Genomic DNA, 20,948 nt, shown 5'->3' with positions numbered 1-20,948 from the left:
AGCTAATGCGTACTGACCAGGGGTCCGCAAGAGTCAACACGACGACACGCGCCCGGAAAATGGCGGTTGGTCGTCAGGAGTCCTGAAAAAATTCTGCCTCGTTCAGCGAGGGCGTCGCCAGCTACGCCGCCCACCTCGACCAGGCCCGCCGCAACGCCGTCGACGTGCTCTGGTGGACCGACCACGACTTCCGCGTCGCCGCCCACGACCACCGCCGGGTCGTCCACTTCGACGGCCCGGAGGAACCCGAGGGCGGGCTCGCCTGGACCTGGACGGCGTCCACCGAGGGCCGGCTCACCACCTCCGCCGCCGACTTCGTGCCCGCCCCGCACGCCGAGGACGATCCCGGCCGCGCGCTGCGGCTCACCGCCGCCGGCGCCGGCACCCTCTGGTACGCCGGCAAGGCGTGGAACTGGACGCACACCGGGAACATTTCCGACACCACCCTGCACCTCGACGTGCTGCCCGAGGCCGCCGGCCCGGACGCCGCGCTGGTCGTCGAGGTCGCGCTGTCCCACCACCCGGCCGGCGCCGGCCGCCCCGCCGGCCAACTCGTGCTCCGCTACCGCCTCGGCGCGGCGGCCGAAGCCCGGCACCGCGCCGACGGCCGGCACGGCACCGTCGACCTGCCTGCCCCGCCCGGCGCCTGGCGGCGGCACACCCTCGACCTGCTCGCCGACGTCCGGCGGCTCTGGCCCGACCTGGTCGCCGGGGACAACTCGCTGCGCGGACTGCGCCTCGGGTCGCAGGTCGCGGCCGGCGCCCGGGGCGCGTTCGTGGTCGACCGGCTGGTCTTCGACCGGGCCCGGCGCGCCGGGCAGGCCGGCGAGGAACTGCGCGCCGAGGTGCTGGCCGGCTACGCCGGGGCGTACCCGGGCGTCACCCACCACCGCGCCTACGAGGTGTCGATGGTCCGGCACCTCAACTGGTTCGGCGGCGACCAGACGCTGCCACGCTTCCCGTCTCCGCCGTACCGGGACAATGACGTCGGGGCGACCGAGCGGATGGTGGAGTTCCTGCACGGCCACGGCGGGGTGGTCTGCTGGAACCACCCGCTCGACGTGGAACGACGCGAGTCCCTCGCGCGGCTGCTGGTGGAGCGGCACGCGCTCGGCGTCGACCTGATCGAGATCGGTCGCAACCCGGTCGACGACCATCTCTGGGCGTACGACGTCGCGGCCCGCAACGCCATCCCGGTCACCGCCGTCGGGGTGACCGACGACCACGACGGCACCGACTGGCGGGCCGGGCGGGACCGGCACGTCACGTACGTCTGGGCGGCCTCCACGGGCCGCGACGACCTGGTGGCGGCGCTGCGCGCCGGGCAGGCCTGGTTCACCGACCTGGCCCGCTACCGGGGCGCCCTCGACCTGGAGATCGGCGGCCGCAGCGCCATGGGCGCCGTGGTGACCACCGACGCCGCCGACCTGACCGTGCGGCTGCACGCCACCGACCTGCCGGCCGGCGCGACCCTGGAGGTGGTCACCGGAACGGTCGACCTGGCCGGCGTCGCCGACCCGACCCCGGCGATCCGGATCGGACAGGTCCCCTGGCGGCAGCTCCGCCAGGGCTGGCACGACCTACCGGTCTCTCCCGGTGCGGGCAGCTACCTGCGGACCCAGGTCCGGGGGCGGGACGGCGTGATCATCGGGGCTGGCAACCCGGTCTGGCTGCTGCGCCAGGCCCCACCCCGCGGCATCCCGACCGACCGCCGCTTCTGAACCGACGCGACGAAGGCTCACTAGACCAGCCGTCGCCGTGTCCACCCGACGAACCGCACATACAAGGCATCGGCGCCGGGCATGTCGTGGGGGTTGAGGCGGTACAGGTCGCCCGCAGCGTCGAACAGGCAGCCCGCCATGTGTACGGCCAATCCCACCGGATCGCCGTCGTACCTTGCCCGAAGGGCGAGCCTCGCCGTCGGGCACGGCCAGGTCCCGCAGCCTCGCCGGCAGTGCCAGAACGGACGGATCGCCTGGTGCGCGAGCAGGGCGGGGAGGGCAGGGACGCCGAGTGAGTTGTCTAGCCGGGGCATGTCCTCATGCTCCCGGTGTCTGTAGTCATATGTCAACGTCTCATGACGTTGACGTCCGCATAACACACGCCGCTGTCTACCGTCAATGTCATGGACCTCGTCGGCGCGGCGGAGATTCGGGACATGCTCGGCGGCATCAGCCGCCAGCGCGTCAACGTCATCACGAACGCCAAGGGTTTCCCCGACCCGATCGCCGTTCTTCAGATGGGCAAGGTCTGGCGCAAGCGGGACGTGGAGCGGTGGATCGCCGAACATCGCCCGGTGCAGGACTGACCAGGGCGGGGTCAGACCGACCCGGGGAGGGATCGGGCCGTGAGCCTGCACTACGAGGTGGTCTTCAGCTGTTTCCTGGATGACGAGACGCCGCCTGAGGTGCTGGACGCCCTCCGGTGGCATCTCGGGCTGCGGGACGAGCGGCCCGCCGGGCTGGACGCGGACGACCACCCGTACCCGCTGCTGTCGCCGGACCCGGACAGCTACCTGCCCGGCGGTGACGTGGCGTCGCTGCGCCGGCAGCGGGTCGGCTTCACGGCTGCCGGCGACGTGTACCAGTGGGGCCTGTGCAGCCGGAACTACTGGCTCGACGACGACATGGGCGAACTGGTCACCATCCTCGACCTCCTCGCGCCGCACGTCGTCAACGACGGGTACGGCGGCCATTTCCGTGAGGTGTACGACACCGACCTCGTCGTCTTCGAGTTCCGCGACGGGTCCTACGCGCGCAACCTGGCCCACTGACCCCCGGCGGCCGGATCGCCCTCGGATCTTGGCGAGTTTCCGTTCGCTGCTGACGGCAACTCGCCAAGATCTGCCAGTTGCGACGCCCGGGCGGGCAGGCGTGAAGTGCGGGAGACCGGGTACGCGCGCGGCCGGGAGGCGGGCGCCTCCGGGAACGAGGGGACCAATGGCAGCCGCCGCGATCGTCGCGCTGGTCATCGTCGTCGCGCTCGTGGTGCTCGTGGCCTCGCTGAGCATCCGGCTGGTGCAGCAGTACCAGCGCGGCGTGGTGTTCCGCTTCGGCCGGGTGCTGGAGCGCATCCGGCAGCCCGGCTTCCAGCTGATCGTCCCGGTCGCCGACCGCATGGTGCGGGTGAGCATGCAGACCACGGTGATCGGGGTGCCGGCGCAGGGCGTGATCACCCGGGACAACGTCACGCTCACCGTCGACGCGGTCGTCTACTACCGGGTGGTCGACCCGGTGAAGGTGCTGGTCAACGTCCGCGACTACACGTCGGCGGTGCTCCAGGTCGCGCAGACCGCGCTGCGGTCGGTGATCGGCAAGGCCGACCTGGACACCCTGCTGCGCGACCGGGACCGGATCAACGCCGAGCTCAAGGCGGTCATCGACGCGCCCACCGAGAAGCCGTGGGGCCTGCTCATCGAGCGGGTGGAGGTCAAGGACGTGTCGCTGCCCGAGGGGATGAAGCGGTCGATGTCCCGGCAGGCCGAGGCGGAGCGGGAGCGCCGGGCCCGGGTGATCGCGGCGGACGGCGAGTTCCAGGCGTCCCGGCGGCTCGCCGACGCGTCCCGGGCGATGGCCAACACGCCGGGGGCGTACCAGCTGCGCCTGCTCCAGACGGTGGTGGACGTGGCCGCCGAGAAGAACAGCACCCTGGTCATGCCGTTCCCGGTCGAGCTGCTGAGCTTCTTCGATCGGCTCGCCGGCGGGGGCCGCGAGCAGACCGTGCCCACGGGGCAGGCCGGGCAGGGCCCGACGGAGCAGGCGACGCCGGTGGGGCCGGTGCTCGGGCCGGTCACCGAGAACGTCGCCGCGGCTGCCGAGGGGGACGGGGGGCGGTCGGCGGTGTGACGGGACGGCGTATATACCGATAACCGGTATATGCTCGCCGGCATGACCGACAGCCCCCTGCGGGAACCCACGTTCCTGGTCCTCACCGCGCTGGCCGAGACACCCCGGCACGGCTACGCGGTCATCGAGGACGTGCTGCGCATCTCCGACGGCCGGGTCCGGCTGCGCGCCGGCACCCTCTACGCCGTCCTCGACCGGCTGCGCGCCGACGGTCTCATCGAGGTCGACCGGGAGGAGGTGGTGCAATCCCGGCTGCGCCGCTACTACCGGCTCACCGCGCTGGGCGCCACCCGGCTCGCCGACGAGGTGACCCGGCTGCGCCGCAACGCCGACACCGCCGGCCGCCGGCTGCGCGCCGCCGGCCTGCTGCCCGGGGGAGGGATGGCGTGAGCGCCGCCGAGCTGGAGCGCCGCTACCGCCGGCTGCTCGCCGTTCACCCCTGGGAACACCGCCGGAGGTACGAGGAGGAGATGGTGGCGGTCCTCCTGGCCGACGCGCGGCCCGGCCAGACCCGGCCCGGGCTGCGGGACACGGTCGACCTGGTCGGCGCCGGCCTGCAGGCCCGGCTGAGGGTGGGCGCACGGGGGTTCACCGAGCCGGCCTGGACCGACGCCGCCGCCGTCACCGGACTGCTGGCCGCGCTGATGCTGCTCGCGGCGGCCGCCAAGGATCTCGCCGACCGGCTCGTGCCGAATCCCGACGTCCTGCCCTACTTCCAGCCGATCGGTGCCGATCCCGTCGACTGGCTCCGGGTGGCGGGGTGGCTGGCGGTTGCGGTGGCCGCGCTGACCGGGTTGCCCCGGGTGGCCGCCGGCCTGGCCTGGGCGGGGGTGGCCGCCTGGGGAGTGCTGGTCGGACCGGGTGTGCTCGACCAGCCCGGATACGCGGCGTCCACCCTGCCTCAGCTCGCCCTCGCCCTGGTGGCGGCGGCCGCGCTGACCGTGCCCGCCGCGCCGCGCAGGGCAGTGACCGTCCTCGGGGCCCGCCGCCTGGTGGTGTTGGCCCTCGCGCCGCTGGCGGCCACCGCGGTGTTCGAACTGAGCCGCCTCAGCGGCGCCAGCACCGACCTCGTCGGCCCCGTGCCGGTGTACGTCTTCTACGGCATGCTGGAGGCACGCAGCGAAACGCTGCTCTGGCTCTACGTCGCGGGGCTCGCCACGGCCGGCCTGGCTCTGCTGGTCAGCCTCGCGACGCTGGCCCCGCCGGTCCGTTCGCGGATCCTCGTCGGCCTGAGTCCGCTGGCGGTGCTCGCCCTGGTCAGGGACGGCATGCACACCTTGCCCGGGTCGAACGTGCCGTTCCTGCCGGGGGAGGTGGCCCTGATGATTCTCGCCCCGGTCGCCGCCTTCCTCGCCGGCGCGGTGCTGGTCCGCCGCCGCGAGGAGATGCGGCGCCTGGCGGCCCTGGGCCGGGCCGCCGACCGGGAGTGGCCCACCGACTGACCATGCGCCGGTGGTCCTGCGCTCAGGCCGGGGCCGCCGGCGCCCACTCGCCGGCCTCCGCCGGCACGCCCGTCGCCTGCTCCGGCACCGCTGGCGCCGGCTTCGGCATTGTGAAGACGAACCGGGCGCCGTCGGCGTATCCGTCGTCCAGCCGCAGCGTGCCGCCGTGGTACTCGACGATCTTCTTGCAGATCGCCAGCCCGATCCCGGTGCCGTCGTAGGTGCCCCGGGGATGCAGCCGCTGGAAGATCAGGAAGACCTTGTCGGCGTACCGGGGGTCGATGCCGATGCCGTTGTCGGCCACGGCGAACTCCCAGCCGGCCGCGTCCTCGCTGACCGCCACCCGGATCCGCGGCGCCCGGTCGGGGCTGCGGAACTTCACCGCGTTGCCGAGCAGGTTCTGCCAGAGCATGGTGAGCAGCGTCGGGTCGCCCTGCACCACCGGCAGCGGGTCCGCGACGATCTCGGCGCCCGCCTCGGCGATCGGCTCGGAGAGGTTCGACTCGGCCTGGGCGAGCGACGCGGCGAGGTCGACCTCCCGGTCGTCCCGGTAGACGCGGCCGATCCGCGAGAACGCCAGCAGGTCGTTGATCAGATTCTGCATCCGGGTCGCCCCGTCCACCGCGTAGTCGATGTACTGCCGGGCCCGGTCGTCGAGCTGGTCCGCGTAGCGGCGTCGCAGCATCTGGCAGAACGACGCCACCTTGCGCAGTGGCTCCTGGAGGTCGTGCGAGGCCACGTAGGCGAACTGCTCCAGGTCCTCGTTGGACCGGCGCAGCTCGGCGGCCTGCTGTTCGAGCGCGTCCCGGTGCCGGCGGCTGGTGTTCAGCGCGTCGACCACCCGCTGCCGCATGGTCTCCACGTCCGCCGTGAGCCGGGCGATGTCGGCCGGCCCCTCCGGCGCGAGGCGGTGCTCGAAGTCGCCGCCGGCGACCCGCCGCACCGAGGCGCCCAGCCGGTCCAGCGGGCGCAGCACGGTGGTGCGGACCAGCACCGAGATGACGATGCTGTACAGCAGCAGGGTGGCCAGGAGCGCCACGAAGAGGAGGTCCCGCAGCGCGCGGGCCCGGTCCAGGTCGGCCCGGCCGGCCGCCTGCACCCGGTCCAGGCGGGCCTCCAGGCTCGTCAGCGCGGCCTGCGCGGCGTCGAAGGCGAGCCCGCTCCGCCGCACCACCGGCGCCAGGTCCGCCGCGCTCGTGCCGGCCCGCCGGGCGTCGATCAGCCGGGCCGGATAGTCCGCCCGCCAACGCTCGGCGAGGGCCAGCGCGGAGTCCAGCTCACGGCGCGCCTCCGGCTCGTCGGCGAGCAGGTCGCGGGCCCGCCGCGCGGTGGCGCGCTCGGCGGCCACCCCCTGCTCGTACGGGCGCAGCAGCTCCGGGTCGCCGGTGATGACGTAGCCGCGGACCGCCGCCACCTGCTCCAGCAGCCCGCTCTCCAGCCGGCTCACGGCGGTGCGGGCCGGGGCGATCCGGTCGGCCAGCCGGTTGGAGACCGCCGCGGTGTGGGACAGCGCCACCGCGCCGACCCCGCCGCCGGCGAGCACCAGCAGGCTCATCCCGAGCATCATGACGCTCAGCCGCCGGCTCGTGGTCAACCGCCCCCGGCGCCCCTCGGTGCCGGTCGCCGCCGCCGCTGCTGTGCTGCTCACGGCAGCACAGTAACGGAGTGTCCGGTTCGTCGCGCGGACGCGTCGCGGCGCTCAGTCGAGCAGGCCGCCCCCGGGGGGCAGGGGCAGCCCGGGCAGCGGCAGGCCGGGCACGGAGACCGACACCGACACCGACGGCAGTGGCAGCGGCAGCTTGGGCAGCGGCAGCAGCGGACTGTCGGCCGGGGCCGGCGAACCGCTCGCCCCGGGGCCCCGCGTGCCGCCCGGGGTGGCGGGCGCCGGCCGGGGCGTACCGCTGACGGTGGGGCTGGGCACGGCGGTGGGCGCCGGGGTGGCCGGGGCCGTGCTCGGCGGCGCGGCGCTCGGCGGCGCGGTCACCGCCCGGGCCGCCGCCAGGTCGTGGGCCAGCACGTCGAGCGCGGTGGCCAGCCGGGCGACGGCCGCCGGGTCCTCGACGCGGGCCAGGTCCCGGCGACCCTGCGCGATCAGCGCCTCGGCGTCGTCGAGCCGGCCGGCGTCCAGGGCCGCGCGCGCCCGCTGGATGGTGTCCTCGATGCCGCGCACCTCGGCCTGCTGCGGGTAGAGCAGCCGGGTCAGCGACCAGAGCGGGCTGCCCGGTCCGGCGTCGCGGCTGCCGATGCCGAGTCCGGAGACCAGGGCCAGCAGCGCCACGGTGGCGGCCGCCAGCCGCAGCGTCCAGGGCCGGGGTCGGCGGCCGGCCGGTCGCCGGGGCGCCTCGTCGGCGGCGGGGGGCGCGCCGGGGCGTACCCCGGTGGGTTCCTCGGCGAGGTCGGACCGCCAGGCGGCGAGGAGCCCGGCGAGCGCGTCGCCCTCGGGCGCGGGCTCGCCGCGGCCGAGCGCGTCGAGCAGCACGTCGTCGCGGGCGATGGTCCCCAGGTCCATCGCCTCGTCGCCGTCGCCCGGCGTCCGCCCCGTCATGCCGCCACCTCGTCCAGTGAGCCCCCGGCCAGGGTACGGAGCCGGGCCAGGGCACGGGACTGGGCCATCCGGACCGCGGCGGCCGACATGCCGACCACGTCCCCGACCTCGTCGGCGGAGAGTCCCACGGCGACCCGCAGCAGGACGATCTCCCGCTGCACGTCCGGGAGCCGGTCGAGCAGGGCGGACAGCCGCCGGGCCAGGTCGCTCGCCACCGCCTGCTGCTCGGGCCCCGGCGCGGCGTCCGGCCGCTCCAGCGGGGCCTCGGTGGGGGTGACCGCGGCGTCCCGGACGGCGGAGCGCTGGGCGTCGGCCACCTTGTGCGCGGCGATGCCGAAGACGAACGCGGCGAACGGGACGCCCTGCTCGCGGTAGCGGGGGAGGGCACGCAGCACGGCCACGCACACCTCCTGCGCGACGTCGTCGGCGGTGGTGTAAGCCCCGCCCACCCGGCCCAGCCGGGCCCGGCAGTAGCGGACCAGCCCCGGACGCACGCCGACCAGCAACGCCTCGACCGCCGCCGGGTCGCCCGCGGCGGCCCGGCGGACGAGTTCGGACTCGATCACTGTCGTCATGGCGTTCGCGGAACATCCTCATCGCCGGCCGGTTTCCGGCACGTTATCGACACCTCCAGGGTTTTGCATAGCTCGCCGGGTGTCCTCGGCGGGTGACGCAAAGTAGTTGTTGCGTCCGGTCGACGCCGCCCGATGTCCCAGGTGAGACCCGAAGGGAGGGACACGATGGGCGTCGAGGTGGCGGTACGCGGACTGACCAAGTCCTTCGGCGGGCACCCGGTCTGGTCGGACCTCACCCTGACCCTGCCCTCCGGAGAGATCTCCGTCCTGTTGGGACCCTCCGGCACGGGCAAGTCCGTGTTCCTCAAGACGCTGGTCGGGTTGCTCAAGCCGGACCGGGGCTCCGTCGTCATCGAGGGCCGGGACCTGCCGAAGCTCTCCGAGCGCGAGCTGTACGAGGTGCGCAAGCTGTTCGGGGTGCTGTTCCAGGACGGCGCGCTGTTCGGCTCGATGACCATCTACGACAACGTGGCGTTCCCGCTGCGCGAGCACACCCGCCGCTCCGAGTCGGAGATCCGGGCCGTGGTCACCGAGAAGCTGGAGATGGTCGGTCTGGTCGGCGCCGAGCACAAGCTGCCCGGCGAGATCTCCGGCGGGATGCGCAAGCGGGCCGGGCTGGCCCGCGCGCTCGTCCTCGACCCGCAGATCATCCTCTTCGACGAGCCGGACTCCGGGCTGGACCCGGTGCGCACCGCCTACCTCAACCAGCTCATCGTCGACCTCAACCAGCGCACCGGGGCGACCTTCCTGATCGTCACCCACGACATCAACACCGCCCGGACCGTGCCGGACAACATCGGCCTGATCTACCACGGCCACCTGGCCATGTTCGGGCCGCGGGAGATGCTGCTGTCCAGCACCGAGCCGGTGGTCCGGCAGTTCCTCAACGCCCAGCGGGTCGGCCCCATCGGGATGGCCGAGGAGAAGGACGCCGAGGAGCTCGCGGCGGAGGCGCAGGCCGGCGTGGAACTGCCGCCGCTGCCGCCCATCCCGCTGCAGCTGCCCCCGTCCGACGGGCGGCCGCGCCCGGCCGAGCGCCCGCCGGGCCAGTGGTGCCGCGAGCACGGCGTCAACCCGCCGCCCGGCTCGTTCGAGGGCCGCTGGGACGCCGAGCGGAGCGAGGTGGCGGTATGAGTGCTCCGGTCGCCGCCGTCCGGCACACCGGCGAGTTCTTCGCGTTCTGCCTGGACACCCTGCGCGGGCTGGGCCGCCGGCCGGTGCAGGTGCGCGAGTTCGTCCAGCAGGCCTGGTTCATCAGCTCGGTGTCCATCCTGCCCGCCGCGCTGGTGTCCATCCCGTTCGGCGCGGTCATCGCGCTCCAGCTCGGCTCGCTGGTCCGCCAGCTCGGCGCGCAGTCGTTCACCGGCGCGGCCTCCGTGCTCGCCGTGGTCCGCGAGGCCGGCCCGATCGTCACCGCGCTGATCATCGCGGGCGCCGGGGGCTCGGCCATCTGCGCCGACCTCGGCTCCCGCAAGATCCGCGAGGAGCTGGACGCCATGCAGGTGCTCGGCATCGATCCGATCCACCGCCTCGTGGTGCCCCGGGTGCTCGCCTCGATGGTGGTCGCGGTGCTGCTCAACGGCCTGGTCAGCGTGGTCGGGGTGACCGGCGGCTACGCGTTCAACGTGGTGCTCCAGGGCGGCACGCCCGGGGCGTACCTGGCCAGCTTCCAGGCCCTCGGCCAGCTGCCCGACCTGCTGGTCGGCGAGGTGAAGGCGCTGCTGTTCGGGGCCGCCGCCGCGCTGGTCGCCAGCCACCAGGGGATGACCGCCAAGGGCGGGCCGAAGGGTGTGGGCGACGCGGTCAACCGCAGCGTGGTGATCACCTTCATGCTGCTGTTCGCGCTGAACTTCGTGGTCACGGCCGTGTACTTCCAGGTCGTCCCGCAGAAGGGGAGCTGACGTGGCGGTCCTGCGGTATCTCGACGACCTCGGCGGGCAGCTCGCCTTCCACCTGCGCGCCCTGGCCTGGGCGCCGCGCACCCTGCGCCGCTACCGGCGCGAGGTGATCCGGCTGCTGGCCGAGGTCAGCTTCGGCACCGGCGCGTTGGCCGTGCTCGGCGGCACCGTCGGGGTGATCTGCTTCCTCACCTTCTTCACCGGCACCGAGGTCGGGCTCCAGGGCTACCAGGCGCTCGACCAGATCGGCAGCAGCGCCTTCACCGGCTTCGTCTCGGCGTACTTCAACACCCGCGAGATCTCACCGCTGGTCGCCGCGCTGGCGCTGTCGGCCACGGTCGGCTGCGGCTTCACCGCCCAGCTCGGCGCCATGCGGATCTCCGAGGAGGTCGACGCGCTGGAGGTGATGGGCGTCCCCTCGCTGCCGTTCCTGGTCACCACCCGGATGATCGCCGGCTTCGTCGCGGTGATCCCGCTGTACGTGCTCGGCCTGCTCGCCAGCTACCTGGCCACCCGCACCATCGCGGTCGGCTACTTCGGACAGTCCGCCGGCACCTACGACTACTACTTCCACCTCTTCCTGCCGCCCGAGGACGTGCTCTGGTCCTTCGGCAAGGTGCTGGTGTTCAGCGTGATCGTGGTGCTCGTGCACTGCTGGTACGGCTACACCGCGCAGGGCGGGCCGGCCGCGGTCGGCGTCGCCGTGGGCCGGGCCGTGCGGACCGCGATCGTCGCGGTCAACGTCGTCGACTTCTTCCTGTCCCTGGCCATCTGGGGCGCCACCACCACCGTCCGGATCGCGGGGTGACGACCGTGCGACACCGTCTCCTCGGCCTCGTCTTCGTCGCCCTGCTCACTGCGGCGCTGACCGCCGCCGTGCTCCAGTACCGCGGTGCGTTCACCCCGGTCGACCGGGTCACCCTCCGCGCCGACCGCGCCGGCCTGCACCTGCTGGAGGGCGCCGACGTGAAGGTACGCGGGGTGGTGGTCGGCGACGTCCGCTCGGTGCGCAGCGACGGCCACGGGGCGATCGTCGGGCTGGACCTCGACCCCGCCGCCACCGGCCGGATCCCCGCCGACGTGACCGCCCGGCTGCTGCCCAAGACCCTCTTCGGCGAGCGGTACGTCGAACTCGTCCCGCCCCCGGGCAGCACCGCCGGGCCGATCCGCGCCGGCGCCGTGATCAGCCAGGACCGCAGCCGCACCGCCGTCGAGCTGGAACGGGTGCTCGACGAGGCGCTGCCGCTGCTCCAGTCCCTGCGCCCCGAGCAGCTCGCCACCACGCTCGGCGCGATCGCCACCGCCCTGGAGGGGCGCGGCGACCGGCTCGGCGCGAACCTCGCCCGGCTCGGCGCGTACCTGCGGCAGCTCAACCCGCAGCTGCCCACCGTCGCCGAGGACCTGCGCCAGCTCGCCACCGTGCTGGACAGCTACGACGCGGCGCTGCCCGACCTGCTCGCCCTGCTGCGCGACGTGACCGTCACGGCCCGCACCATCGGCGACCAGCGCGACCAGCTCGCCGCGTTCCTCGCCGACACCACCGACACGGCCGACACCGCGCGCGGCTTCCTGGACCGGCACGGCGACCAGCTGATCCGGGTCGGCCAGGTCAGCCGCCCCGTGCTGGAACTGCTCGCCGCCTACGCGCCCGAGTACCCGTGCCTGGTGCACGGGCTGGTCGCCCTGCAACCGCGGGTCGAGGAGGTCTTCGCCGGCGGCCGGATGCACATCACCCTGGAGGTGACCCGCGACGGCGGCCCGTACGAGCGGGGCCGCGACGAGCCGATCTACGGCGCGCAGGACGGCCCGGACTGCCGGGGCATGCCGCACCCGAAGGTGCCCGCACCGGAGGTGGCCGTCGCCGACGGCTACGACTACGGCGCCACCCGTACCCCGAAGCCCCTGCCCGTGGGCGTGCCGGCCGGCGGCGCGCCCGCGGCGCCGGCCTCCCCGACGATGGGCCGGGCCGGCACCGCCGAGGAACGCGCCCTGGTGAAGCCGCTCCTCGGCGGGCTCACCGGGACGCCGCCCGCCGAGGTGCCCGACATCGCGGTGCTGCTCTGGGGCCCGCTGCTGCGCGGAGCGGTGGTGACCGCCCGATGACCGGGAAGACGACCCCCGCGCTGGTCAAGCTGGTGGTGTTCGCGGCGATCACGCTGCTGGCCACCGCGCTGCTCGCGCAGACCCTCGGCGCGTTCCCGCCCGACGGCACCAGCTACCGGGCCCGGTTCACCGACGTGACCGGGCTGCTCGCCGGCGACGACGTGCGGATCGCCGGGGTGCGCGTGGGCAAGGTGGCCGACATCCGGGTGGTCGACGACACGACCGCCGAGGTGGCCTTCACCGTCGACCGGGAGGTACCGCTGGCCGTCGGCGTGCGCGCCGCCGTGCGCTACCGCAACCTGGTCGGGCAGCGCTACCTGGCGCTGACCGAGGGCCCCGGCGACCCGCGCCCGCTGCGTCCCGACGGCCTCATCCCGCTCACCCAGACCAAGCCGGCGCTGGACCTGACCGTGCTGTTCAACGGCTTCCGGCCGCTGTTCACCGCGCTCGACCCCGCCGAGGTCAACAAGCTGGCGTACGAGATCGTCCAGGTGCTCCAGGGCGAGGGCGGCACGGTGGCCAGCCTGCTGCGGCGCACCGCCTCGCTGACCAGCACGCTGGCCGACCGGGACGCGGTGATCGGGCGGGTGGTCACCAACCTCAACCAGGTGCTCGGCACCCTGGCCGCGCACGACCGGGACCTCGACCAGAGCATCACCCAGCTCCAACAGTTCGTCTCCGGGCTCTCCGCCGACCGCACCGCCATCGGCGAGGCGCTGGTCAGCCTCGGCGAGCTGACCGACACCACCGCCGGGCTGCTGCGCCAGACCCGGCCGCCGCTCGCCGCCGACGTCCGCGCCCTCGACGAGCTGGCCGGCACACTCGACCGCAACTCCGCCGTCATCGACGCCACCCTGGGCCGGCTGCCGCAGCGCTACGAGTCGCTGACCCGGGTCGCCTCGTACGGCTCCTGGTTCAACTTCTACCTCTGCGACTTCGACGGCCGGCTCGCCGTCGACGGCCACGCGCCGCTCACCGTGCCCGGCGTCGACGCCACCGCCGCCCGCTGCGCCACCGGAGGTGCCCGGTGAGACCGTTCCGCGAACGCAACCCGGTGATCGTCGGCGCGGTCGGGCTGACCGTGCTCGTCGCCGTCCTGCTCGGCGCGTTCCAGCTCGACCGGATCGCCGCGCTCACCGGCCGGACGTACGCCGCCGCGTTCCACGACGCCAGCGGCCTGGCCACCGGCAACGAGGTGCGGGTGGCCGGGGTGCGGGTCGGGCAGGTGACCGCCGTGGAACTCGCCCGCGCGCCGCAGCCGTACGTGCGGGTGCGGTTCCGGGTCGACGACGACGGCGTACGCCTCGGCCGGGACACCGGCGCCACCATCCGGATCAAGACGGTGCTCGGGCAGAAGTACCTGGCCCTGGCCCCGGCCGGCCCGGGCAAGCTGCCCGAGCGCGGGCAGATCCCGCTGGAGCGCACCGCCGCCCCGTTCGACGTGGTGCAGGCCGTCACGGGCCTCGCCGACACCCTCGACAAGGTCGACACCGACCAGCTCGCGCGGGCGTTCACCACCCTGTCGGAGACGTTCGCCGACACCCCGCCCAGCGTGAGCACCTCGCTGACCGGGCTGTCCCGGCTGTCCCGCACCGTCTCCTCCCGCGACGCCGAGTTGCGCACCCTGCTGTCCCGGGCCCGCGGCGTCACCGGTGTGCTCGCCGAGCGGGACGAGGAGTTCCGCAAGCTGGTCACCGACGGGGAGAAGCTGCTCACCGAGGTCACCCGGCGGCGGGACGCCATCCACCAGCTCCTGGTCGGCACCGACCAGCTCGCCACGCAGCTCTCCGGGCTGGTCGCCGACAACCGCACCCAGCTGCAACCGGCGCTGCGCAAGCTGCGCGACGTGGTGGCCGTCCTGCAACGCAACCGCGACGACCTGGAGCAGACCATCCGCCGGATGGGGCCGTTCGTCACCACGTTCGCCAACGTGGTCGGCAACGGCCGCTGGTTCGACTCGTACGTGGACGGTCTGCTCCAGCCCTACCTGCCCGCCGCCACCGGAGGTCGCTGATGCCCGGTCGGATCCAGCGCTGGCGGCGGCCACTCGCCGCGGCCACGGTCCTGCTCACCGCCGTCGCCGCCGGGGCGGCCGTGTGGCGCCACGAGGCACCCGAGCGGCGGGTCGTCGCCTACTTCACCCGCGTGGTCGGCGTCTACGCCGGCTCCGACGTGCGGATCCTCGGCGTCCGGGTTGGCGAGGTCGAGAGGGTCGTCCCGCAGGGGCGGGTGGTCCGGGTCGAGATGCGCTACGACCCGGAGCTGCGGCTGCCAGCCGGCGCACAGGCGCTGATCGTCCCGCCCAGCGTGGTCAGCGACCGGTACGTGCAGCTCACCCCGGCGTACACCGGCGGCGCCGCGCTCGACGACGGTGCGCGGATCCCGGTGGACCGGACCGCCGCGCCCATGGAGATCGACGACATCTACGCCGCGCTCGACGAGTTCAACCGGACGCTCGGCCCGCGGGGCGCCAACGCCGACGGCGCCCTGTCCGACCTGGTCGCCACCGGCCGGGCCAACCTGGAGGGCAACGGCGACGACCTGCACGACACCCTCGACGGGGTCTCCCGAGCGCTGGCCACCCTGTCGACCGGGCGCGGCGACCTCTTCGGCACGGTGGTCAACCTGCAACGCTTCACCACCACCCTGGCCCGCAGCGACCAGCAGGTCCGCGGCTTCCAGCAGCAGCTCGCCGACGTCGCCGAGCAGCTCGCCGGCGAGAAGGAGGAGCTGGCCCGGGCGCTGCGCAACCTGGCCGCCGCGCTCGCCGAGGTGACCACCTTCGTCCGGCAGAACCGGACCGCGCTGACCTCGAACGTCACCGCGCTGGCGGACATCACCGGGGTCCTGGTCCGCCAGCAGCAGGCGGTCATCCAGATCCTCGACGTGGCGCCGCTGGCCATCGGCAACCTCAACCTCGCGTACAACCCCCGCTCGGGCACGCTGGACACCCGGGACAACCCGCTCGGCCCGTACGACCCGGCCACCTTCGCCTGTTCCCTGATGGTCGCCCAGCTTCCCGCCGCGGAGGTGCCGGCGATCTGCACCAAGCTCGCGCAGACCCTGCGCCAGCGCGGGCTGCCCCTCACCGACCAGCTGCGCAAGCTGCTCAAGCTGCCGCCCGGCGCCCCGGCGGGAGGCGGGTCCTCACCGGGATCCGTCAGCTCCCCCGGTGCGCCGACCGCCGACGAGGCGCCGGGCGGCTCCTCCACCCCGAGCGACCCCACGCTCGGCGGCATCCTGCGGGGCCCGGCATGACCGCCCGGCTGACCGGCGCCCGGCTGCTGGCCGGCGCGCTCGCCGTGGCCCTGCTGCCCGCCGGCTGCGGCCTGCCCGAGGTGGCCGACCTGCCGCTGCCCGGCGGCCGGCCGGCCGGGCCCGGCTACACGGTCACCGCGGAGTTCGCCGACGTGCTGGACCTGGTGCCCCGGGCCGCGGTCAAGGTCGACGACGTCACCGTCGGCAGCGTCGAGAAGATCTCCCTGGACGGCTGGCACGCCAAGGTCCGGCTGCGCATCGACCGGGCGGTGCGGCTGCCCGGGAACGCCACCGCCGCCGTCCGCCAGAGCAGCCTGCTCGGCGAGAAGTACGTGGCGGTGGCCCCGCCACCGGCCGAGCCGGCCCGTGGCGACCTCGCCGACGGCGACCTCATCCCGCTGTCCCGCACCACCCGCGGCGCCGAGGTGGAGGAGGTCCTGGCCGCCCTGGGCCTGCTGCTCAACGGCGGTGGCCTGGCCCAGCTGCGGACCATCAACGCCGAGCTGAACCGGGCCCTCGCCGGCCGCGAGCCGGCGCTGCGGGACACCCTCACCCAGCTCGACACCTTCCTCGGCGGGCTGGACCGGCAGAAGGCCGACATCGTCCGCGCCATCGACGCGCTCGACCGGCTCAGCGGCCGGCTGGCCCGGCAGCGGCAGGTCGTCGGCGACGCGCTGGACTCCCTCGCCCCGGGCCTGACCGTGCTGGCCCGGCAACGGGCCCAGCTCACCAAGGCGCTCACCGCGCTCGGCCGGCTCGGCACCGTGGGCACCCGGGTGGTGCAGCGCAGCCGGGCCGACACGGTGGCCGCGGTGACCGCCCTGCAACCGATCCTGGAGCAGCTCGCCCGGGCCGGCGACGACCTGCCGAAGTCGCTGGACTTCATGCTGTCGTACCCGTTCCCGCCGAACGTCACCGGCGCGATCGTCGGCGACTTCGTGAACCTGTCCATCACCGCCGACCTGGACGCCGCCAGCATCCTGGCCAACCTGGTGGCCGCCGCGCCCGCCCCGGCGCCGCGGACCACCCGGCCGGCGACCCCGACGGCGCCCCGGCCGCCCGCCACCGGCGGCCCGGCCCGCCCCGCCCCGCGGCCGGGCGGCGGCGTCCTGCCCGACCTGCCGTTGCTCAAGTGCCTGCCGGACCTCAAGGACTTCCCGGCCATCTTCACTCCGCCGAAGGAGTGCGGCCTGCCGGCCGGCTGCAAGCTGCTCAAGCCCGGCTCCACCGTGCCGCTGGGCGGGCTGCTGCTGCCCAAGGGCCTGGTGCCGCAGGGCACGGCGCTCCCCGCCGGCACCGAACTGCCCGACGGCACCGTGCTCACCGCCGAGTGCGTGCTGCCGGTGACCGGCGCCGTCCTCGGCCAGGTCGGCGACCTGACCGACGTGCTCGGGGGAGGGCTGATCCCGTGATCGGACGCACCGTGAAGCTCCAGGTGCTCGCCTTCGTGCTGGTGAGCATCCTCGGCGTCGGCTACGTCGGCATCCGCTACGTCGGCCTCGGCGACCGGCTGTTCCACACCGGCTACGTGGTCCACGTCGACCTGGCCCGCGCCGGAGGGCTGTTCGCCAACGCACCGGTCACCTACCGGGGCGTGCCCGTCGGCCGGGTCACCGCGGTCACCCTGCGCGGCGACGCGGTCCGCGCCGACCTGCGCCTCGACCGGGGCGTCCGGGTCCCCGACGCGCTGCGCGCCGTGGTCGCCCAGCGCTCCGCCGTCGGCGAGCAGTACCTCGACCTGCGCCCCGACCGCGACGGCGGGCCCTACCTCGCCGACGGGGCCGTGATCCCGGCCGACCGGACCGGCCTCCCGCTGGCACCGGAGACCCTGCTGACCAACCTGGACGCGCTGGTCCGCTCGGTCGACCCGGACGACCTGAGCGTGCTCGTCACCGAGCTGGGCGCCGCGTTCGAGGGCAACGAGCAGGCCCTGGCCCGCCTCCTCGACGCCGGGGACGCCCTGCTCGCCGAGGCGGACCGGCGGCTGCCCGAGACCCTGGCGCTGATCCGCGATGCGCGGACCGTGCTCACCACCCAGGCCGAGTCCGCCGAGGCACTGCGCCGCTGGTCGGCCGGGCTGGCGCAGCTCGCCGCCACGCTCCGCGCCGCCGACCCGGACCTGCGCCGGCTGCTGGCCGGCGGACCGCCGGCCGGCGTCGAGCTGCGCGCGCTGCTGCGCGGCCTGGAGCCCGACGTCGGGGTGCTGCTCGGCAACCTGGTCACCGTCAACGGGATCGCCGCCCGGCGGCTGCCCGGCATCGAGCAGCTGCTGGTGGTGTACCCGATCGCGGTGGCGGGCGGGTTCACGGTCACCCCCGGCGACGGCACCGCGCACCTGGGCCTGGTGGTGAACGCGGGCAACCCGCCGTCCTGTGTCTACTCCGGCGGTGGCACCCGGTGCGACGCCGGCGAGCGGTCCGCCGGGGCGAGCGTGCGCGGGGCCGGCAACGCCCCCCGGCCCGGCGGCGCCGATCCCGTGCCCCCACCCGACCGGGGCGGCGACCCCGGGTACGACCCGGCGACCGGCGTGGTGCTCGGCGCCGACGGCCGCCCGTTGCAGTTCGGCGGCACCGGCGGCCAGTACCGCACCGCCGGCGCCCAGTCCTGGAAACAGCTTCTGCTCGCCGGGGTGACCCCGTGACCGGCGTACCCGAGGAGGTGGCGGTGCCCAGCCGTAGGAACACCACGTTGAAGGTCATCAAGGGCGCGAAGGTCGGCGGCCCGACCCCACCGCGCCGCCGCCTGGTCAACCGCGCGGTCCCCGCACCCGCCGAACCGATCGAACGGGTGCTGGGACGCCTCGACCGGGAACCGGTCGAGGACCCCACCGAGGCCGGCGACCTGACCGTCGTCGGCGACCCGGCCGAGGTCGAGGACCTGCCCGATCCCGAGCCGGAGCCCGCCGAGCCGGACGCCGCCGAGCCGACCGGCACCGCCCCGCCCCGGCGGGCCCGGGTGCTCACCGCGCTGCTCGTGGTGCTGCTCGCCGCCGCCCTGGCCGGCGCCGGCGTGCAGGGCCACCGCTGGTACGTCGACCGGGCCACCGACCAGGCCCGGCGGGAGGCGGTGGCCGCCGCCCGGCAGGCCGCGGTCAACTTCGTCTCGGTCAGCGCGGCCAGCGTCGACCGGGACCTGAGCCGGATCACCGCCGGCGCCACCGGCGACTTCAAGGACGAGTTCAGCCGCGGCCAGGCCCAGGTCCGTGCCGCCGTGGTGGAGAACAAGGTCCAGTCGCAGGGGACCGTGCTGCGCGCCGGGCTCGTCTCCGGCGACCGGCGGCGCGCGGTGGTGCTGGTGGCGGTCGACGCCACCGTCCGCAACGTCAAGGCGCCCGACGGGCGGCCGTCGCACTACCGGATCCAGCTCGACCTGGTCCGGGACCGGGACTCGGGGGACTGGCTGGTGACCAAGCTCCAGTTCGTCGGATGACCGACAGGAGGAGACCGATGCGCGTACCCACCGTCCTGCGTCGACCCCGGGTGCGGCCCGTGCCGCTGCTCGCCGTGGCGCTGCTGCTGGCCGCCGCCGTGGCGGTGGCCGGCTGGACCGCCGACCGCCGCGCCGGCCAGCGCGACCAGGCCGTCCGCCAGGCCCTGGCCACCGCGCCGGCCGCGGCCAAGGCCCTCTTCTCCTACGACTACCGCACCTTCGACGACAGCGTCGCCAACGGTCGCACCTTCGCCACCGGCGCGTTCGCCGACGAGTACGCGCAGACCACCACGGCGCTCAAGGCGACCGCCACGAAACAGCAGGCCGTGGTGCTCGCCGAGGTCTCGGCGACCGGCGTGGTCAGCGCCGAGCCGGACCGGGTCGAGCTGCTGCTCTACCTCAACCAGTACCGCCGCAACGTGACCACGGCGGGGGAGAAGGTGGACCAGAACCGGGTGGTGCTCACGCTCGTCCCGGTGCGCGGCGAGTGGAAGGTCGTCCAGGCCAGCGCCATCTGACCGGCGGGCTTGCCGACATCTGCTAGCAGTGGCGGTGTGTCCGTTCTCGACCATCCGCCCGCACAGGCGGAAGCACCCGTTGCGCCGATGGCCGGCGGCTCCGGCGCGACCAGAATGGCCAGCGAGGCGGAGGCCGACACCCGCCCCTGGAACGCCGTGGAGTTGGTCGCATGAGCGGCTGGCAGCTGTCCGGCTACACGCCGGTCCGTCGGCTCGGCGCCGGTGCGTCGGGCAGCGTCGTGCTCGCCACCCACGACGCCACCGGCACCCCGGTCGCCATCAAGTACCTGGTCCGCGACATCGGCGCGGACTCCTCCTTCCGGACCGCCTTCCGGGAGGAGGCCCGGCTGCTCGGCGAGATCGACGACCGGCACGTCAGCCGCCTCTACGAGTACGTCGAGTCGCCGCACGGCGCGGCCATCGTGATGGAACTGGTCAACGGCGTCTCGCTGCGCCAGATGCTGCGCGCGCACGGCCCGACCACTCCCGAGGCGGCGCTCTGCGTGCTCAAGGGATCGCTCGCCGGGCTCGCCGCGGCGCACGTCCGCGGCGTGGTGCACCGCGACTACAAGCCGGAGAACGTACTGGTCACCGGGGAGGGGCTGAGCAAGCTCGCCGACTTCGGCATCGCCATGCCGGTCGGGCAGGGCTCCGACACCACCGTGTCCGGCACCCCCCGCTACATGGCCCCCGAGCAGTGGACCGGCGCGCCGGCCAGCCCGGCCTGCGACATCTACGCGGCCACCGCCACCTTCTTCGAGTGCCTCACCGGGCGGCCCCCGTACGAGGGGCCGGACCTGTTCGCCCTCCGCGAGCAGCACGCGTCGGCGCCGATCCCGACCGACCCGGCCCCCGCGCCGGTGCACGACCTGCTCCGGCACGGCATGGCCAAGCGCCCCGAGGAGCGGCCGCAGCCCGCCCAGGTCTTCCTGGACATCCTCGACCGGGTGGCGGGCGCCGGATACGGCGCGGAGTGGGAGGAGCGGGGGCTGCGCGAGCTGGCCCGGCGGGCCGCCCTGCTCGCCGCGCTCTGGCCGTTCCCCGACGGCGCGGGCGGCGCCACCAGCCTCGCCAGCACCACGCTCGGCGCGACGGCGGGGCGCGGTGGCCGGTTCCGCCGGGGGCGCACGCGGGCCGTGCTGGCCGGCGGCGCCCTCGTCGCCGCTCTGGTGGCGGGCGGCGCCGGCTACAGCTACGCCGCGAACGAGGACCCGGCCACCGCCGACGGCCCGACCGGCCATGGGTCGCCTTGGTGCGCGGGATGTCGAACGACCGCATGATCAGCTCCGGCGCCCGAGGGCGCGGGGCCACCGACGGGAAGGCGTCCGCCGGGCT

21 protein-coding genes are annotated in these 20,948 nt (G+C 74.7%); 18 read left to right on the top strand and 3 right to left on the bottom strand.

What is annotated here, in order from left to right; translation table 11 throughout:
* The first annotated feature begins 164 nt into the window (after positions 1-164).
* The 6 genes from ABZV78_RS27215 (at position 165) to ABZV78_RS27190 (ending at position 5,287) form a co-directional block, all read left to right on the top strand.
* On the top strand, positions 165-1,721 hold the full coding sequence (locus ABZV78_RS27215; RefSeq protein WP_355643020.1) for a hypothetical protein: 1,557 nt from the start codon (positions 165-167) through the stop codon (positions 1,719-1,721).
* A 404-nt stretch (positions 1,722-2,125) separates the two neighbouring features.
* A complete protein-coding gene (locus ABZV78_RS27210; RefSeq protein ID WP_355643018.1) occupies positions 2,126-2,308 on the top strand; it encodes a hypothetical protein in 183 nt (60 codons plus the stop codon).
* Between the two features lie 39 nt (positions 2,309-2,347).
* Positions 2,348-2,773, top strand: a complete 426-nt coding sequence (locus tag ABZV78_RS27205) for a hypothetical protein (RefSeq protein ID WP_355643016.1) — start codon at positions 2,348-2,350, stop codon at positions 2,771-2,773.
* A gap of 166 nt (positions 2,774-2,939) precedes the next feature.
* Complete coding sequence (locus tag ABZV78_RS27200) at positions 2,940-3,845, top strand: SPFH domain-containing protein (protein WP_355643014.1); 906 nt, start codon at positions 2,940-2,942, stop codon at positions 3,843-3,845.
* Positions 3,846-3,887: 42 nt separating this feature from the next.
* Positions 3,888-4,235, top strand: coding sequence for a PadR family transcriptional regulator (locus ABZV78_RS27195; RefSeq protein WP_355643012.1), 348 nt, complete (start codon positions 3,888-3,890; stop codon positions 4,233-4,235).
* On the top strand, positions 4,232-5,287 hold the full coding sequence (locus ABZV78_RS27190; protein WP_355643010.1) for a hypothetical protein: 1,056 nt from the start codon (positions 4,232-4,234) through the stop codon (positions 5,285-5,287). Before ABZV78_RS27195 ends, ABZV78_RS27190 begins: the two co-directional genes overlap by 4 nt.
* 22 nt (positions 5,288-5,309) lie before the next feature.
* On the opposite strand, the gene ABZV78_RS27185 is transcribed toward ABZV78_RS27190, so the two are convergent.
* From ABZV78_RS27185 to shbA, 3 genes are read right to left on the bottom strand one after another with little or no spacing between them, the layout of a single operon-like run.
* Entirely contained in the window at positions 5,310-6,935 is a 1,626-nt protein-coding gene (locus ABZV78_RS27185; RefSeq protein WP_355643008.1) for an ATP-binding protein, read from the bottom strand.
* Positions 6,936-6,986: 51 nt separating this feature from the next.
* Entirely contained in the window at positions 6,987-7,832 is an 846-nt protein-coding gene (locus ABZV78_RS27180) for an anti-sigma-D factor RsdA (RefSeq protein ID WP_355643006.1), read from the bottom strand.
* Positions 7,829-8,407 carry an RNA polymerase sigma factor ShbA gene (gene shbA / locus ABZV78_RS27175; RefSeq protein WP_355643004.1) on the bottom strand — a complete coding sequence of 193 codons (579 nt, stop codon included), beginning with the start codon at positions 8,405-8,407 and terminating at the stop codon, positions 7,829-7,831. Before shbA ends, ABZV78_RS27180 begins: the two co-directional genes overlap by 4 nt.
* Before the next feature lie 165 nt (positions 8,408-8,572).
* Between shbA and ABZV78_RS27170 the strand changes: the two genes are divergently transcribed.
* The 12 genes from ABZV78_RS27170 (at position 8,573) to ABZV78_RS27115 (ending at position 20,893) form a co-directional block, all read left to right on the top strand.
* Positions 8,573-9,541 carry an ABC transporter ATP-binding protein gene (locus ABZV78_RS27170; protein WP_355643002.1) on the top strand — a complete coding sequence of 323 codons (969 nt, stop codon included), beginning with the start codon at positions 8,573-8,575 and terminating at the stop codon, positions 9,539-9,541.
* Complete coding sequence (locus ABZV78_RS27165) at positions 9,538-10,308, top strand: ABC transporter permease (RefSeq protein ID WP_355643000.1); 771 nt, start codon at positions 9,538-9,540, stop codon at positions 10,306-10,308. Before ABZV78_RS27170 ends, ABZV78_RS27165 begins: the two co-directional genes overlap by 4 nt.
* Before the next feature lies 1 nt (position 10,309).
* Complete coding sequence (locus ABZV78_RS27160; RefSeq protein ID WP_355642998.1) at positions 10,310-11,113, top strand: ABC transporter permease; 804 nt, start codon at positions 10,310-10,312, stop codon at positions 11,111-11,113.
* Positions 11,114-11,118: 5 nt separating this feature from the next.
* Positions 11,119-12,408: an MCE family protein gene (locus ABZV78_RS27155; RefSeq protein ID WP_355642996.1), complete on the top strand. Its 1,290-nt coding sequence runs from the start codon at positions 11,119-11,121 to the stop codon at positions 12,406-12,408.
* Positions 12,405-13,439: an MCE family protein gene (locus tag ABZV78_RS27150; protein WP_355642994.1), complete on the top strand. Its 1,035-nt coding sequence runs from the start codon at positions 12,405-12,407 to the stop codon at positions 13,437-13,439. Before ABZV78_RS27155 ends, ABZV78_RS27150 begins: the two co-directional genes overlap by 4 nt.
* Complete coding sequence (locus tag ABZV78_RS27145) at positions 13,436-14,422, top strand: MlaD family protein (RefSeq protein ID WP_355642992.1); 987 nt, start codon at positions 13,436-13,438, stop codon at positions 14,420-14,422. The genes ABZV78_RS27150 and ABZV78_RS27145 overlap by 4 nt, the downstream gene beginning before the upstream one ends.
* Complete coding sequence (locus tag ABZV78_RS27140; RefSeq protein WP_355642991.1) at positions 14,422-15,666, top strand: MCE family protein; 1,245 nt, start codon at positions 14,422-14,424, stop codon at positions 15,664-15,666. Before ABZV78_RS27145 ends, ABZV78_RS27140 begins: the two co-directional genes overlap by 1 nt.
* On the top strand, positions 15,663-17,078 hold the full coding sequence (locus tag ABZV78_RS27135) for an MCE family protein (protein ID WP_355642989.1): 1,416 nt from the start codon (positions 15,663-15,665) through the stop codon (positions 17,076-17,078). Before ABZV78_RS27140 ends, ABZV78_RS27135 begins: the two co-directional genes overlap by 4 nt.
* Positions 17,075-18,307 carry an MlaD family protein gene (locus ABZV78_RS27130; RefSeq protein WP_355642988.1) on the top strand — a complete coding sequence of 411 codons (1,233 nt, stop codon included), beginning with the start codon at positions 17,075-17,077 and terminating at the stop codon, positions 18,305-18,307. The genes ABZV78_RS27135 and ABZV78_RS27130 overlap by 4 nt, the downstream gene beginning before the upstream one ends.
* Positions 18,304-19,095, top strand: a complete 792-nt coding sequence (locus ABZV78_RS27125) for a hypothetical protein (RefSeq protein WP_355642986.1) — start codon at positions 18,304-18,306, stop codon at positions 19,093-19,095. Before ABZV78_RS27130 ends, ABZV78_RS27125 begins: the two co-directional genes overlap by 4 nt.
* 17 nt (positions 19,096-19,112) lie before the next feature.
* Complete coding sequence (locus ABZV78_RS27120; protein ID WP_355642984.1) at positions 19,113-19,613, top strand: hypothetical protein; 501 nt, start codon at positions 19,113-19,115, stop codon at positions 19,611-19,613.
* 170 nt (positions 19,614-19,783) lie between these two features.
* Positions 19,784-20,893 carry a serine/threonine-protein kinase gene (locus ABZV78_RS27115; protein ID WP_355642982.1) on the top strand — a complete coding sequence of 370 codons (1,110 nt, stop codon included), beginning with the start codon at positions 19,784-19,786 and terminating at the stop codon, positions 20,891-20,893.
* The last annotated feature ends 55 nt before the right edge of the window (positions 20,894-20,948 follow it).

It is taken from the genome of Micromonospora sp. NPDC004540 (genome assembly GCF_040610095.1).
Taxonomy (GTDB): domain Bacteria; phylum Actinomycetota; class Actinomycetes; order Mycobacteriales; family Micromonosporaceae; genus Micromonospora.
Note: the sequence above shows the minus strand (reverse complement) of the source record. Positions and strands in the feature narration are given on the sequence as shown.

Excerpts from the sequence above, each read along its gene's own strand:
- ABZV78_RS27140 (WP_355642991.1), top strand. The coding sequence starts at position 14,422 with ATGCCCGGTCGGATCCAGCGCTGGCGGCGGCCACTCGCCGCGGCCACG.
- ABZV78_RS27180 (WP_355643006.1), bottom strand. The coding sequence starts at position 7,832 with ATGACGGGGCGGACGCCGGGCGACGGCGACGAGGCGATGGACCTGGGG.
- ABZV78_RS27165 (WP_355643000.1), top strand. The coding sequence starts at position 9,538 with ATGAGTGCTCCGGTCGCCGCCGTCCGGCACACCGGCGAGTTCTTCGCG.
- ABZV78_RS27115 (WP_355642982.1), top strand. The coding sequence starts at position 19,784 with ATGAGCGGCTGGCAGCTGTCCGGCTACACGCCGGTCCGTCGGCTCGGC.
- ABZV78_RS27135 (WP_355642989.1), top strand. The coding sequence starts at position 15,663 with ATGACCGCCCGGCTGACCGGCGCCCGGCTGCTGGCCGGCGCGCTCGCC.
- ABZV78_RS27120 (WP_355642984.1), top strand. The coding sequence starts at position 19,113 with ATGCGCGTACCCACCGTCCTGCGTCGACCCCGGGTGCGGCCCGTGCCG.
- ABZV78_RS27150 (WP_355642994.1), top strand. The coding sequence starts at position 12,405 with ATGACCGGGAAGACGACCCCCGCGCTGGTCAAGCTGGTGGTGTTCGCG.
- ABZV78_RS27200 (WP_355643014.1), top strand. The coding sequence starts at position 2,940 with ATGGCAGCCGCCGCGATCGTCGCGCTGGTCATCGTCGTCGCGCTCGTG.
- ABZV78_RS27195 (WP_355643012.1), top strand. The coding sequence starts at position 3,888 with ATGACCGACAGCCCCCTGCGGGAACCCACGTTCCTGGTCCTCACCGCG.
- ABZV78_RS27170 (WP_355643002.1), top strand. The coding sequence starts at position 8,573 with ATGGGCGTCGAGGTGGCGGTACGCGGACTGACCAAGTCCTTCGGCGGG.
- shbA (WP_355643004.1), bottom strand. The coding sequence starts at position 8,407 with ATGACGACAGTGATCGAGTCCGAACTCGTCCGCCGGGCCGCCGCGGGC.
- ABZV78_RS27210 (WP_355643018.1), top strand. The coding sequence starts at position 2,126 with ATGGACCTCGTCGGCGCGGCGGAGATTCGGGACATGCTCGGCGGCATC.